General features: G+C 67.3%; 9 protein-coding genes and 3 pseudogenes. 7 read left to right on the top strand and 5 right to left on the bottom strand.

What is annotated here, in order from left to right; all coding sequences use genetic code 11:
• Nucleotides 1–218: 218 nt before the first annotated feature.
• Nucleotides 219–521, bottom strand: coding sequence for a hypothetical protein (locus tag B9S58_RS14330; protein ID WP_103532523.1), 303 nt, complete (start codon nucleotides 519–521; stop codon nucleotides 219–221).
• A 136-nt stretch (nucleotides 522–657) separates the two neighbouring features.
• Here B9S58_RS14330 and B9S58_RS14325 point away from each other — a divergent pair, with 136 nt between their 5' ends.
• Nucleotides 658–1,485: an alpha/beta fold hydrolase gene (locus tag B9S58_RS14325; RefSeq protein WP_103532490.1), complete on the top strand. Its 828-nt coding sequence runs from the start codon at nucleotides 658–660 to the stop codon at nucleotides 1,483–1,485.
• A 217-nt stretch (nucleotides 1,486–1,702) separates the two neighbouring features.
• Nucleotides 1,703–2,212, top strand: a pseudogene (locus B9S58_RS14320) (hypothetical protein).
• Nucleotides 2,213–2,490: 278 nt separating this feature from the next.
• Here B9S58_RS14320 and B9S58_RS14315 read toward each other — a convergent pair.
• Entirely contained in the window at nucleotides 2,491–2,979 is a 489-nt protein-coding gene (locus B9S58_RS14315; protein ID WP_103532489.1) for an Ig-like domain-containing protein, read from the bottom strand.
• A gap of 204 nt (nucleotides 2,980–3,183) precedes the next feature.
• Between B9S58_RS14315 and B9S58_RS14310 the strand changes: the two genes are divergently transcribed.
• Nucleotides 3,184–4,188: a phosphotransferase gene (locus B9S58_RS14310; protein WP_103532488.1), complete on the top strand. Its 1,005-nt coding sequence runs from the start codon at nucleotides 3,184–3,186 to the stop codon at nucleotides 4,186–4,188.
• 234 nt (nucleotides 4,189–4,422) lie between these two features.
• Nucleotides 4,423–5,538, top strand: a complete 1,116-nt coding sequence (locus tag B9S58_RS14305) for a hypothetical protein (RefSeq protein ID WP_181009309.1) — start codon at nucleotides 4,423–4,425, stop codon at nucleotides 5,536–5,538.
• Here the strand turns inward: B9S58_RS14305 and B9S58_RS14300 are convergent.
• A complete protein-coding gene (locus B9S58_RS14300; protein ID WP_103532487.1) occupies nucleotides 5,455–6,408 on the bottom strand; it encodes an endonuclease/exonuclease/phosphatase family protein in 954 nt (317 codons plus the stop codon). The genes B9S58_RS14305 and B9S58_RS14300 overlap by 84 nt on opposite strands.
• A gap of 227 nt (nucleotides 6,409–6,635) precedes the next feature.
• Here B9S58_RS14300 and B9S58_RS14295 point away from each other — a divergent pair.
• The 3 genes and pseudogenes from B9S58_RS14295 to B9S58_RS14275 all read left to right on the top strand — a co-directional run.
• Nucleotides 6,636–7,325, top strand: a pseudogene (locus B9S58_RS14295) (DUF4157 domain-containing protein); the annotation flags it as partial.
• A gap of 1,557 nt (nucleotides 7,326–8,882) precedes the next feature.
• Entirely contained in the window at nucleotides 8,883–9,746 is an 864-nt protein-coding gene (locus tag B9S58_RS14280) for a helix-turn-helix transcriptional regulator (RefSeq protein ID WP_103532485.1), read from the top strand.
• Nucleotides 9,747–9,756: 10 nt separating this feature from the next.
• Nucleotides 9,757–9,963 carry a DUF397 domain-containing protein gene (locus B9S58_RS14275; RefSeq protein ID WP_103532484.1) on the top strand — a complete coding sequence of 69 codons (207 nt, stop codon included), beginning with the start codon at nucleotides 9,757–9,759 and terminating at the stop codon, nucleotides 9,961–9,963.
• A gap of 312 nt (nucleotides 9,964–10,275) precedes the next feature.
• Here the strand turns inward: B9S58_RS14275 and B9S58_RS14270 are convergent.
• Both B9S58_RS14270 and B9S58_RS14265 read right to left on the bottom strand, forming a co-directional pair.
• Nucleotides 10,276–12,981: pseudogene (locus B9S58_RS14270) on the bottom strand (DUF3427 domain-containing protein); the annotation flags it as partial.
• Between the two features lie 21 nt (nucleotides 12,982–13,002).
• Nucleotides 13,003–14,030 (bottom strand): IS630 family transposase (locus tag B9S58_RS14265; RefSeq protein ID WP_103532483.1); only part of this gene is annotated, 1,028 nt, incomplete at its 5' end.

Here is a 14,030-nt window from a genome sequence, read left to right as displayed (position 1 = left end):
GGCGCCGCTCCGGGTGCGTAACCGTCCTGTCGTACGGGTACGCACCCGGCTCACGCGGGGGAGTTGCCCGGTAGTACGGGCGGGGCGCGGCGGGTGTTCACGCCCGCGCCGGATTCTTTTCCGGGCGGGCCGGGGCGGGGCGTGCCGACTCGCCCCGGCGTACGCCGGGCCCGGGGCCCGCGAGAACGGATCGGGCCCGCGTGAACGGATCGGCGCCCTCAGGCAGCCCGGCGGGTGACGGCCCAGGACGCGGCGGCCACCCCGCCCGCGACGGCGAACACGGCGGGCCAGGCGCCGACCTTCTTGGCGAGCGGGTGCGATCCGGCGAAGGCTGCGACGTAGGCGACCGTCAGTCCGGCGGCGGCACGCGGCCCGGCCTGGCGGTTCCACTCGTACGCGGCGAGGGAACCGGCGGCGGCGAGCGCGACGCCGCCGAGCGGTCGCTTCCGGGTCCACCGGGCGACGCCGTAGCCCCCGATGAGCCCGCCCGCCGCCACTGCCGCTGCCGGAACCTTCGCCATCGTCGTCACCATCGTTTCCTGTAAGCCGTCGGTATACCTGTGGTTGGCTCTTCAAGCCCGAGGCTAGCGTTCGGGGCGACGGTGCCGCCGGGCGGGACGGCAGTGCGGGGAAGCGACGGGGAGACGGGGGTTCCGGGTGGCAGCGGTCACGACCACGGTGACGGTCGAGGACGGCGGAGGAGCAGCGGGCGGGGCCGGTCCCGTACGCCTCTTCTGCACCGACCACGGCGGCGACGGCCCGCCCCTGCTCCTGCTGCACGGGCTGGCAGGCCACTGCGGCGAGTGGGAGGCGCTGGCGGCCAGGTTCGCGCCCACGCACCGGGTGGTCGCCTTCGACGCCCGGGGCAGCGGGGCGAGCACCCGCCGCCCCGGGGACGTGACGCGGGTGGCGCACGTCCGCGACGTCCTCGCCGTCGCGAGCCGGTTCGGTCTGGCCGGGGCGGACACGGTGCTGGTCGGCCAGTCGATGGGCGGCCTCACCGCGCTGCTGACGGCGGCGACCCACCCGGAGGCGTGCCGTGCGCTGGTCCTGATCGAGGCGGGCCCGGCGGGCCCGAGTCCGGAGCTACCGGAACAGATAGGCGGCTGGCTCGACTCCTGGCCGGTGCCGTTTCCGGACGCGGAGGCGGCCGAGGCGTTCTTCGGCGGCGGGCCGGCGGGCCGCGCCTGGGCGGCCGGTCTCGCACCGGGCCCCGGCGGTCTGTACCCCCGCGTCGACCGGGACGTGATGGTGGCCACCGTCCAGGAGAACGCGCAGCGGCACCACTGGGACGACTGGGACCGGGTGCGCTGCCCGGTGCTGGTGGTGCGGGGCGAGAACGGTGCGATGAAGCCGGACGAGGCGGACCGGATGAGGGCCCGGCACCCCGCGACGCGGATCGGCGTCATCCCGGGCGCGGGCCACGACGCCCACCTGGACAACCCGGCCGCGGTGTACGGGGAGATGGCGGCCTTCCTGGCGTGAGCCCCGGCGGAGCCCCGGCGGAGGGCTGGCGGAGGGCTGGCGGAGGACCGGTGCAGGCCGGCGGAGGACCGGTGCAGGGCCGGTGTATGGTCTGGACCCTTCGTACGAGGGGGGCCTCATGACGTTCCGTAACGCTGCCCGCACGACCACCGTCACAGGTGCCGGTACCGACGCGCACCATCCGGTCCGGGCCGGGCTGCGCTCGGCCGCACTCGCCGTGGTCGTGGCCGCCGCACTGGTGTCCTGCACCCAGGCGTCGAGCGGCGGCGGCCCCGGCGCGGACGTCCCGAGCAGGTCGGCGGACGCGGCTGCGGACCTGGCCCGGAGCGCCGAGGGCGGCGAGAACGCCGAGAACGCGGACCGGGCCGAGCGGGAGGCCGGCGAGGCGGAGGACACCGCCGTCCCCTCACCCGCCCCCGCCCGGGTCCGTGACGCCTTCGCGACGCTCCAGGCGACGCTCGACGACACGTGCACCCCCGGTGCGGGCGACTGCGCCTAATTCCTCGGCCGGGTCACCCGGGAACTCACCGAGCTGGACGAGGCGATGCGGGCGGACGACAAGGGCCCCGGCCACTTCAAGCAGCCGCTCGCCGACATGAAGGTCCTGTTCGACAAGCTGGGCGACGACCGGTCCGAGGTGCATCTGGAGAAGTACTTCTCCGCGATCGTCGGCACCCGTGACGGCATCAACACCTGGATGCAGGACCACCCCGACGACTACCGCTGACCCCCGGACCGGCGGGGGCCGGCCCGTCGACCCGGGCCCGGCGGCCCCGGCCTCGACCTCGGCCTCGCGTCGGAGCGGTCCGGCCGTGACCCGGTGCTCGCGCGACGCTCACTCGCAGCCGATGCCGTCCCCGGCGCGGTCGAGGTGCCGCGTCCGTAGCCGGGATCCCAGGCCCGGACGCGCGCGGCGTCTCAGTTCTCGTAGTACGTCGCCTTCGCCTTCGCCTTCGCCTTCGCCTTCGCCGTCGGCGCGGGCTTCGAGGCGGAGGCCGGGGCCGGTTAGGAGTCGGGCGCGGAGACGGTGATGCGGACGACGGCCGTGGCGGCGGGGACGTCGGTGCCCTTCACGAGGACCCGGTAGGTGAACTCGTCCTCACCGGCGTACCCGTCCCTGGCGGTGTAGGTGACCGTGACCCCGGACAGCGTGGCGGTCCCGTGGTCCGGCTCGGCGTCGATGCTCAGGGCCAGCTCGGCGGGGTCGTAGGCGGCGAGCAGTCCCGCCCCGACCCCGCTCTCCAGGGTGACGGAGTCGTTGTCGAGAACGTCCACGTCCAGGCTGTTGTCCGCGTCCACGCCCTGCTCGTCGTCCATGAGCGCCAGCGTCCGTTCCACGGAGGACGACGGACCGGCCTTCCCGCCCCGGCCGTCCGTGCTGCCGCTGTCGTCCCCGCACCCCGTCAGGATCAGGGCGAGCGCGCCCGCTCCGGCCGACACCCGTATCCGGAGGACCTCGCGCCTCGGCCGCCGTGACTGCTTCCTCGTCTGCATGTGTCGCCCCCAAGGCCGAACGCTGTGCGGTGGAGCAGCCGATGTTCGCAGTGCACCCGGGCGCACATCAGGGCCAGGCGGGAAGCGAAGCGGAATTGTGATGAGAGCGTGTACAAAGCGTGCAGGGGGGGGCGGGAGAGGGCGGGGAGAAGCCAGTGGAGAAGGTGTGGTGTGGAGGCGCGGAAGGCCGCTACGGTGTCCCGCATGGGGGACCGTCCGTCCGACATCGACGAGGCCGCGCTGGCCTCCGTCCTCGGGGCCTGGGACATCGAGGACGTCGTGCTCACCCACGCTCCGGTGGGCTTCGGGGACCACCACTGGGTCGCAGCCGGGGCCGACGGCCGGCGGACCTTCGTCACGGTCGCGGACCTGGCGCACAAGCCGTACTGCGGACCTGACACGGCCACGGCCTGGACGGGCCTGAGCCGCGCCATCTACACGGCGGCCACACTGGGCTCCGAGCTCAACGCCCAGCACGGGGGAACGGTGTTGGTGGCCCCGCTGCGCACCGGGACGGGCGAGACTCTGCTCCGCCTCACCGGCCGGTACGCCGTGAGCGTCTTCCCGTACGTGGACGCGCCGGCCGGCCGCTTCGGCCAGGTGCTGGACTCCTGGGCGCGCCGCGCACTGGTGGAGCGGCTGGCCCAACTGCACGGCACGAGACCTCCCTTGGGGGCACCGGCCCACCACCCGGCCCTGCCGGACCGCCCGTTGCTCGATGTGGCGCTGGCCGGTCCGCCGCGCTTCCGGGCGGAGTCGGGCCCGTACGCGCAAAGGTGCGACGCCCTGCTCGCCGCCAACGGCGCGGCGCTACGTGCCACGTTGGAGCACTTCGACAGCGGTACGGCACGGCTCACGTCCGCCGCGTCGACCGCCGCCATCGTGGTCACCCACGGCGAATCCCATCCCGGCAACGTCCTGGATCCCGGCGGGCGAACCTTCCTGACCGACTGGGACACCGTCGCCCTCGCACCGCCCGAGCGTGACCTCTGGCTGGCCACCGACGATCCGGCGGACCTGTCCCGCTACGCCGAACTCACCGGCCACCACCCGGACCCCGCCCTGCTCGCGTACTACGAACTCCGCTGGGCCCTGGACGACATCACGGCCGCGCTGGAGGTCTTCGGCGCTCCGCACCCGGACACGGCCGACACCCGCCAGACCTGGGAAGGCCTGGTCGACGCGGTGGGCGCGCTGACGGGCGGCTGACGCGCCCCGGGCGCGTGCGGTCAGCGTCTGCCGGCGGTGTTCAACGACGCACGACGGCGGTCTGGTTGGGGGCAATGGGCGAACAGATCTTCGATGTGGCGATGGGCCGGAACGGTGCGATACGGTGACGAGGACATCACGCTCTGTGCGCACGCATGCGCAAAGGGCGGCCCCCGGAGGTGCGTCAACACCCACCCGAGGGCCTCACACTCCCAGTGGTAGGAGCCACTAGAAATGCTGCGTCATGTTATCGCGCCCCCTGCGGGCTGGACCAAGGCCCCGCACACACTCGTACGCGACCGGCGGATGAACAGCGATGCGAAGGTCCTCCTCCTGTACGTCCAGGGCCTGCCCGCCACCGCCACCGACCGCCCCCTCAGTGAACTGGCACGGAAGCTGGACATGAAGGGCCTCCCGTACCAACGGGCCAAGAAGCAACTGGTGGAGCACGGTTACGTCCACGAGTGGCGGTCCCAGGGCGACGGCGGCCGCTGGCGGACGGACCAGCTGTTCACGAACACGCCGCTGACGAGCGCGGAGGCGAGGATCGTACGAGCGGCACTGGAGCCGGACGGCGGCCGTCCGCCGGAGTTCGTGGCCGCTCCTCCGCCGCCGAGTACGCGGTATCCGACGGTCGGCGGGCCGACCCCCCGGACGGCCGGTGGCTATGAACCGGAGGAAGACCACAGTGAAAAGACCACTCCCCACCCACCCTCCGGAGCGGAACGACCGCAGAAGCGGGTGGCGGTCCCGGAACCCGACCCCCTCGAAGCGGCCCCGGCCCCCCACCCCGCCAGCCAACTGGCCAAGGCCGAACGGCTGCTGCTGTCCCTGCGCCACACCCGCCGCGACCTGCTGCTGGGGGTCCGGGAGGCCCGTGCGCTGGCGGTGGAGGCCGTGAAGTGGCTGGAGGGCGGCCTGCCGGAAGGGGACCTGCGGCAGGCGCTCCTGGCCGACCCTCCCGAGAGCGGGGTGCGTTCGGCGGTCGGCTTCCTGCGCCATCGCCTGATCCGGAAATGCCCGGTGACCCCGCTTCCGGCACCGCCTCCCGCGCCGCCCGTCAGGGAGCTGATCGCCTGCGCGGGCCCGGGCGAGGAACACCTCTTCCGTCCGCTGGGCGGCGAGACGGAGTGCGTGGACTGCCGCCGGGCGGCGGCGTACGCGAGCTGGATGGTCGACACGGACACGTACGACTTCCCCGAGGACATGACCTGGCGGCAACGCGTGGCGGCGGTACGGAAGGCCGACGCGCTCCGGGCCGCGCACTCATCCCAGGGCGACGCGGGCGACGACGGGCAGATGGTCGCTGCCGGTGACGGGCAGGGTGCGGATGTGGCCCACGGTGGCTGAGCGGGCCATGACCTGATCGATCCGCACCAGCGGGAAGGCGGCCGGGAAGCTGAAGGCGAACCCGCGCTCGGCGACGTCCAACCGTGAGGTGAGAGGGCTCAGCCCCCGGTCCTCCACGGCCCCGTTGAGGTCCCCGAGCAGAATCACCGTATCGACCGGCTCGCCGTCGAGGGCGCGCCCCAGCAGCTCGGCGCTCTCGTCCCGCGAGGCGGAAGCGAGCCCACCCGCCCCGACCCGGACGGAGGGCAGATGGGCGACGTACGCCGCGACCTCCCCGTACGGCGAGTGGACCACGGCACGCACCCCGCGACTCCACCCGTCCGCGATGGCCGGGGGCTTGATGTCCACCAACCACTCGCCACTGAGCGGGTACTTGGACCAGAGCCCGACCGTGCCCCGGACGACGTGGTGCGGATAGTCCGGGGCGAGAGCCTTCTCGTACACCGCCAGCTGCGGGACCACCAGCTCCTCCAGCGCGACGAGGTCGGCCCCGGCCTCGATCAGGGCACGTGCGGTACCCGCCGGATCACGGTTCTCATCACTGACGTTGTGCTGCACGACGACGAGCTCCTGCCCGCCGGCCTCTTCGGCGGGCAGCAACAGCCCGCCGAAGAGGTGCACCCAGACCCCCACGGGCAGCAGCAGGGCCACCAGCGCGACGGCGGACCGCCGGACCAGGACGCCGATCAACAGCACGACGACGAGGACTCCGGCCCAGGGCAGGAAGGACTCCAGCAGACTCCCGACCCTTCCCGGCCGGTTGGGCACGACCCGATGGAACGCCAGCACCCCGGCCACGACCACGGCGAGCGCGGCGACCCCCCGCCCCCGTCGGCCGCCTCCCGCGCCCGGCGCAACCGGCGTCGCCATCGATGCCCCCCCAGGTCCTGCCCGCTCCGCCATGTCTTCCCGCCCGCTCGGTCCGCTTCCCGCTTCCCGCCTCACAAGACGAATGACCAGGGGAATCAGGTTCCGGTCTCCACACCGCGGCTACCGGCGCCCGTCCGGCCACTCAACTGTGCCCTCTAGTACCTGGAACCGGAGCCGTGCCCCGTATATGCAGGAAGAGTCACGTTCTTAGCGATGAAGAGGCTCCCATGCGCAGTCAGGATGGTCCCGGAAAGTCCAACGAGGAGCACAAGCGTGCCCCGGCCCGCGCGGCTGCGGCCGCAGGCGGAATAACCGGTCACCGGGCTCCTTGCCAGGCAGAGCACGATCGGCAATGCGGCTGTCGTCCAGATGCTGCAGACCGCCGGTCACCTGCCTGCCCAGGACCAGCACAGTCAGGGCGACGGCTGCGGTCACCAGCGGACCGAACAGCCCCCTGTGCAGCGCTCGGCCGTCCCGGACGTCCTGCGCGCGGCCGGCCGGCCGATGGACAGCGCCACCCGCACCGACATGGAAGCCCGGCTCGGCGCGGACTTCTCCGACGTCCGCATCCACAACGACGCCGCAGCCAAGGCATCGGCTGCCGAGGTCGGCGCCCGCGCCTACACCTCCGGCCACCATGTCGTCATCGGCGCCGGCGGAGGTGACAGGCACACCCTCGCCCACGAACTCACCCACGTCATCCAGCAACGCCGAGGCCCCGTCGCCGGAACCGACAACGGCCCGGAACCGACAACGGCACAGGACTGAAGGTCTCCGACCCCTCCGACCGCTTCGAACGCGAAGCCGAAGCCAACGCTACGCGGGCGCTGTCCCGCCCAGCAGCCGGGCCGACCCCAGCCGGGCACGACGCTCCCTCCGCCACGGCCGCACATTCCGAGGGAGCGGTGGTCCAGCGCTTCATGGCGCCTTCCACCGGCGAAAACGCCACTGCCGAATGGAGGCAAGCCGCCGTAACGTATGCCGCTGCCAACAAAGTAGCAATCCTGACAGCGTACACGCGCATGGTGCGAGGAATAGATCCGGCTGAAGACGTCCCTCAAGCAGCCATGACGAGAATCCTGAAGCAGCTTGGCCTTGTTGCCGCTTGGCGTGAAGTGCATACCGCTGGAGCTAATGCGGGGCCAGAGATCGATGAGTCGCTCAACTTGATGGTGAGGAAACTCAACATCATGGAAGAAGAGTGTGCGACGGCGACCAAGGCGGGAGAGCTTGACTACGCCAACCCCTTGTCGGGAAGTGTCGTCGGCACCGAGTTCACATTCACGGACAACAGGCTCAACGGAGTGGAGGGAGGTCGACCCCTTGTCGTTGATATCTCGGGACTGACCGGACAGGCTGACGCAGATGCCGGATCCACGATCGGCTACGCAAGAACCAAGATGACCGAGTGGGAGAGTCCCTTCGGTGCTGATGTCGCGGAGATACGGTCTCCGCACCGTCGTGCTCCTGGCCCCGCCCGGCTGCCGACCGTCCATGGAGACAGCCGGGCAGGAGTCTGCGGCCCCTACGTGGTGGGCCTGTTTGCGCCTACGCCAACGGCGTCATCGCTCGAACCACACCGCCGCGACGATCGACGAGCCGATAGCGGCAAGGCAGACGACGTAGGCGATCTGGCGGGCGCGTTCACTCATGGGCGTCAGCCTTCGGAAGGGACGGAGCGAGTCCGCTAGGTACCGCGCACGGCTCAGCGCGCTCGGCCGTAGCCGCCTTGTGGGTAGGCCGAGGCCGAACGGGGAGCGGAGGGCGAGTCGCAACCGACATATGCGAGTGCTCTGTTGGCTGCTGCATCATGACAATGAGCTTCCGCAGCACGTGTGCCTGAGCACGGACGTAGGCGTAGACCTCGTGGGACAAGGCGGTCGGACATGGCGGGTTGTCAACGAGGTGGATCGCTTCGAGCCGGAAGCTACGGTCGGCGAAGGACATATCTGCTTCCACGGCGAAGATTTCGACCGCAAAGGCGATGATCAACTCGCGCAGCGAAGAAGCGGCCTCGTTCAGTGCCGAGCGGGTGGTCGTGCCCAACTTGAATGCCAGGACTCGGCGTACAGCGAGCTCTGCGTGGATCACTTCCAGAGGCGGCCTTTCAGTCGTCGTATTGCCAGCCACCTCTTGCGGACTGTTGATCGGGGGGTGAGTCATCACGACCTCCTGTGCCCAGGCGCGTAGCGCATTGGATGTCCACGCATAGGCGGCGGACCCACTTGCGGGCCACCCATGCGACGTCGCGGCGCAGCGGGTTGCGACCCGTCACCAAGCGCCTATAGCCGCTCAGTTCAGGTCAGCTGGCTGCTGCCGTCGCTCAACAGACTGCACCCAAACGACGACTGGGCGCAACATGAGTAAGCTCAACGTTGAGATTTCGTGAGAGTTGGAAAGCTCAACAGGCATATGACGAGGTCTGATCAGCCTCATGCGGCACACTGGTCCGCGGCGAAGGAAGGGAATGACGGGTGGCACATCCGGAACCGAAGGTGCGAAAGAAGAGGCTGGGGTCTGAACTGCGCCGACTCCGGGAGGAGTCCGGCGTCAGCCTTCAGCAGGCCGGCGAGACCATCGACGGCGACAAGACGAAGATGAGTCGTATCGAGAACGGCAGGCAGGGGCTGCGGCCCCTGGAGCTGAAGACTCTCCTCGACATGTACCAGGTCGATCTGCCTATGAGGGAGGCGCTGCTTGCCCTTCAGCGGCAGAGCAAGCAGAAGGGCTGGTGGTCGCAGCACTCGGACAAGCTCAAGCCGGACTTCCAGGAGCGGCTCACGCTGGAGTCTGACGCCGTCCGGATCTACGCCTACCAAAGTGTCGTGGTTCCCGGCTTGCTTCAGATCGATGCGTACGCCGAGGCAGTCATCCGAGGTACGGGGAGCAAGCGGATGACCGACGAGGAGGTGCGGACGCTCGTCGATCTTCGTCTTGCTCGGCAGGCGATCTTTGATCGAGATGATGCGCCTCAGTACCTCTGCATACTGGACGAGTCGGTGCTTCATCGTCAGGTAGGAGGCCCTGCCGTGACCGCTGCACAGCTACGGAACCTCGTCGAGGCGTCTGACCGCCCTGGCATCGCAGTACAAGTGATCCCGTACGCGCAGGGCGCCTACGTAGGCATGGATGGTCCGTTCACCGTGTACTCGTACCCGGACCCGATGGAGCTGGACGTGGTCGGCCTCGACAATCTCGATGGCGGCCTGTACCTCGAAGAGACTGGGGCTGTAGAGAACTACCGCAGTGCCTTTGACCAGCTACGTGCAGCCGCTCTATCTTCGCGACAGTCCATGGATGTGATCTCACGCGTTGCGCGGGATCTTGATAACGAGTAAGAGGCTCACGATGATGCGGCACGATCTCCCGACCGAAGCATGGATCAAGTCGTCCTACAGTGGCGACACCCAAGGCCAGTGTGTCGAGTTCCAGGCGGTGCCGGACGGAGGTGTCGCGGTGGGTGACTCCAAGGACCGCAACCGTGGAGCCGTCGTTTTCCCGTCTGCTGCGTGGGGGGAATTTGTGGCTGGAGTAAAGAGCGGCTGCGGAATCTAAGATCAGAGCGTCAGCCGCCCGGCTCTGGGCGGCTGACGCGCCAGAACCTGACAGGCGCTTACTTGCTATTCAAGACTTTGTCAACATGCTTGAACCAAGTGAGTGTCTGTTGAACAGTGCTTAGCTCCGACCGTGGGTTAATTTGAACCTGCATCTTGCCACTGGCACTAGTGTGCGCGATTTCCCCTCGCGCAGTTGCCTAGCTCTCTGTTGCGTTAAGGCAGGTGGTTTCGAACCCCTCTCTAGTGACTCCGAGTGGAAGTAGGATCCTCGGCAGGGTCCTTTCCTTTATCTGCTTTTCTGCATTCAGGTCTAAGCTGTCGCGACCGCTGAGTAGGTCCATACGTCAGCTGGCATCTGCTGGGTGAGCTTCCATGTGATTCCCATGGGCTTGCTACCCGAGTGCTCAATATATTCAGCGGTACCCAATAGCATCCAGGGCTGGGGTCCACCGATGTCCGTCTTTTTGTAGCGGCGAACGAAGAGAAGCACACTGGTGCCCTTTTCGCTGTGTTCCTGGTAGCGGAGACCTGTGGGAGAGCTCTCCGAGGTCTGGTTCTGTGACTCCCAGTGAAACAAGGAGTCATTGAGGGCGTAGTCCTTGTATCGGGTTTCGGGTGAGAAGTCTTTCTCATCCTTCTCCAGAGTGACGAACAGAGCGTCGGCCTGGATGCTCTCGCACCACTTCACGCCCTCGCGAAAGTGGCCGGGTTTGAAGCCGTCTACGGCAGCCTGACCCAGCGCAGGGAGGATCTCCTCGCGGCTGTACGAAGCATGCACGGTCAGCGGGATGCTGGCGTGCATCCCGAGAAGCGGGATCGGCACGTGGTCAGCTTGCTCCAGGACGTGAACGAGTACCTGACGAAGCTCGTCGCGGAACGCTCGCTGGGGGCGGAGCGTGTCCAAGCCTGCTTGGTAGCTCAGGTATTCCCCTCCTAGTGGCCAGAGAGAGAAGAAGAACATGCGAGCGTACCCTTGCTCCTGCTCGCTGAGATCTTCGTAGGCAGGAGCGTCATCGGCTAGGAGCTTGCTGTAGGCAGCAACGCGCAGTGGGTCGTCTACATGAAGGAACGCCGGTACCCGTTTCAGGAGAGCCAACTCGCCCTCAGGGCCTGTCGGGTCTAGAAGCTTGGCCCGGCGCAACAGGCCAGTCCAAGAATTTCCGTTGCCGCGGTACAGCTCCTTGAGCTCCCGGCCGCTATCCCGAAGGAAGTCCGCAAGTCGCGGCTCCGCGTAAGCAGCCACCTCTCGCGCCAACTGCGCTACGTTGACCGCGATCTGTGCACGGATGTTGTCAATGATCAGCTCCTTGGCCTTCGACTCAAGGATGATCTGACAGCCGGAAGGTAGGCGTGGGAAATCCTGCTCGACATTGCTGAGCAGGCGGTTGCGAGTCAGGTTGGTCAGGGCGCGGAACTGCTCCTCGAAGCGAAACTCCTTACGGTGCTGACCGATGAAGTCCAGGACGGTAAGGACTGCCTTGTCTTCTGTACGCCGCAGCCCGCGGCCCAACTGCTGCAAGAAGACTGTGGCGCTGGAGGTCGGGCGGAGGAGGAGCAAGGTGTCAACGTCGGGAATATCGAGGCCCTCGTTGAAGAGGTCGACGGAAAAGATGACTTGTAGATGTCCGGTACGCAAGTCATCGAGTGCGGCCTTGCGTTCTTGACGTGAGGTGTCGCCAGAGAGTGCAACCGCGTTGAGTCCTGCTCGTCGGAAGAAGTCAGCCATGAAGTGGGCGTGTGCGACGGATACGCAAAACCCTAGGGCCTTCATAGAGCCTGGGTCTGTGACCTTGTCCTTCACTGCCTGCGCGACGAGTCGTGCGCGGGCTTCATTGCCAGTGAAGAGATTACTCAAGGCTGTCGAATCGTAGGCGCCACGTTTCCATGCGATGGCGCTCATGTCCGTGTTATCTGTGATCCCAAAGTAGTGAAATGGGCTGAGGAGTTCGTTCTCCAGAGCTTCCCATAGCCGCATTTCGGCGGCGATCCGCCCGTCGAAGAACTCATCTTGAATGTTCAGTCCATCCATGCGCTCCGGAGTAGCCGTGAGACCAAGGAGCTCGTGTGGCCTGAAATGGTCCAAGATCTTGCGGTACGTAGGTGACGTGCCGTGATGGAACTCGTCGATCACGATCACGTCGAATTGATCTGGGGAGAATCTTCCTAGTGCTTGCGAAGTGAGTGACTGGACGCTGGCGAACACATGGGTCCAGCGGTCGGGGTTCTCGTCAGCGAAGAGCAACTCACCGAAGTTCGCATCGACGAGGACGTTCTGATAGACGCGCAAGGACTGCTCAAGGATCTCCTTGCGATGAGCCACGAAGAGTAGACGAGGATCACGGCCGAGCGTTTGGCGTAGGTGATTGTAATCCAGGGCCGCCATAACGGTCTTACCGGTCCCAGTGGCGGCGACAAGGAGGTTCTGGTGCCGGTCATGCACAGTGCGCTCGACTTGGAGCCGTTCCAGCATGTCCCGCTGGTGCGGGTACGGGCGAACTTCAAGGCCGGACAACGTGATGCTTCGGTCCCCAGGGCGGGTGCTGCTGCCTGCATGCGACAAGGCGTCGTCGAGTCGCTGCGCGTCCTTGTCAGGGTCGTACGGCTCGAACGCAGGATCACTCCAATAGGCATCGAAGGTCGCTTCGAACTTGCGGATCACTGATGGTGTCGCGATCGAAGACAGACGGACGTTCCATTCGAGTCCGTCGAGGAGCGCCGCCTTGGATAGGTTGGAGCTGCCGACGTATGCCGTGTCGAAACCGCTGGAGCGCCGGAAAAGCCATGCCTTGGCGTGCAGCCGAGTGGAGCGGAGTTCGTAGTTGACCTTTACCTCGGCGCCGAAGTCTTGCACTAGGCGGTCTAGTGCCCGCCGTTCGGTAGCGCCAATGTAGGTCGTCGTGAGGACACGGATCGGGATACCGCGCTCGCGCGCAGACGTTAGGGATTTTTCTAGGATGCGTAGACCGTGCCACTTGACGAACGCGCAGAGGAGATCGACACGATCAGCGGTAGCTAGTGTCTCGTGATCCTGATCGTGTCAGTTTGAGTTGTTATTAACGAGTTTCTTCATGTTGGTCTGGACGACGCGGACCTTCGCGAGGATCTCTTCGGCGGACGCGGTCCAGGTGAAGGGATTCGCGTCCTCGTTCCAGGAGTTGATGTAGTCGCGGATCTGCTTGACCAGGACGTTGACGCTGGAGAACGTGCCCCGGCGAATGGACTGCCGAGTCAGGATCCCGAACCAGATCTCGATCTGGTTCAACCATGAGGAACCGATGGGAGTGAAGTGGAAGCGGATGTGGGGGTTCTTCTCCAGCCATGCCTTCACCTCCGGCGTGGTGTGCGTGGACAGGTTGTCCAGGACGACATGGATCTCCTTGCCGGCGTGCGGCTTGGTCGCCTTCTTCAGGAAGGCGAGGAAGCTTGCCCCGTTCCGGCTCGGCCTGCACTCGCCGGTCACCTCACCGGTATGGACATTGAGGGCGGCGAACAGATTGGTGGTGCCGTGCCGTACGTAGTCGTGGGTGCGCTTCTCGCCCGCGCCGAAGGTGACCGGCAGTACCGGCTGGGTTCGGTCCAGCGCCTGTATCTGCGTCTTCTCGTCAATGGACAGCACCACCGCGCCGCCGGGCGGGGCCAGGTACAGGCCGACGACATCGGCGACCTTGTCCGCGAATGCGGGGTCCTTCGAGATCTTGAAGGTGCCGTTCCGGTGCGGCTTGAGGTTCTCCTCCCGCCAGATGCGGGCGACGTAGTGCCAGGACACCGAGATGCCCTCGCGCCGCTTCATGTGATTGACCAGCGTCCGCGTGGACCAGTGGGACAGCCCCGATTCCGTCGGCGGGGTTGTCTTCGTCAATGCGATCACCCGGGCCCGAGTGGTCGCGGGGACCTGATCGCGTCCGCCGCCGGGTTTCCGGGAAGCCAGTTGGGCAATCCCGCCCACGAGGTAACGGGCCTTGGCGCGGTCCACCGTATTCGGTGCGACTCCTGCGAGTTCGGCGATGTCCTTGCGTCGCCGCCCCTCGGCCGTCCACAGCACCAGGCGGGCCCGCAGAGCGGCAT

This window comes from Streptomyces sp. SM11, from assembly GCF_002910905.1.
GTDB lineage: Bacteria > Actinomycetota > Actinomycetes > Streptomycetales > Streptomycetaceae > Streptomyces.
Note: the sequence above shows the minus strand (reverse complement) of the source record. Positions and strands in the feature narration are given on the sequence as shown.

What these genes read in the sequence shown, in the direction of transcription:
- B9S58_RS14275 (WP_103532484.1), top strand. Translation starts at nt 9,757, where the DNA reads ATGATGCGGCACGATCTCCCGACCGAAGCATGGATCAAGTCGTCCTAC.
- B9S58_RS14315 (WP_103532489.1), bottom strand. Translation starts at nt 2,979, where the DNA reads ATGCAGACGAGGAAGCAGTCACGGCGGCCGAGGCGCGAGGTCCTCCGG.
- B9S58_RS14305 (WP_181009309.1), top strand. Translation starts at nt 4,423, where the DNA reads ATGCTGCGTCATGTTATCGCGCCCCCTGCGGGCTGGACCAAGGCCCCG.
- B9S58_RS14300 (WP_103532487.1), bottom strand. Translation starts at nt 6,408, where the DNA reads ATGGCGACGCCGGTTGCGCCGGGCGCGGGAGGCGGCCGACGGGGGCGG.
- B9S58_RS14310 (WP_103532488.1), top strand. Translation starts at nt 3,184, where the DNA reads ATGGGGGACCGTCCGTCCGACATCGACGAGGCCGCGCTGGCCTCCGTC.
- B9S58_RS14330 (WP_103532523.1), bottom strand. Translation starts at nt 521, where the DNA reads ATGGCGAAGGTTCCGGCAGCGGCAGTGGCGGCGGGCGGGCTCATCGGG.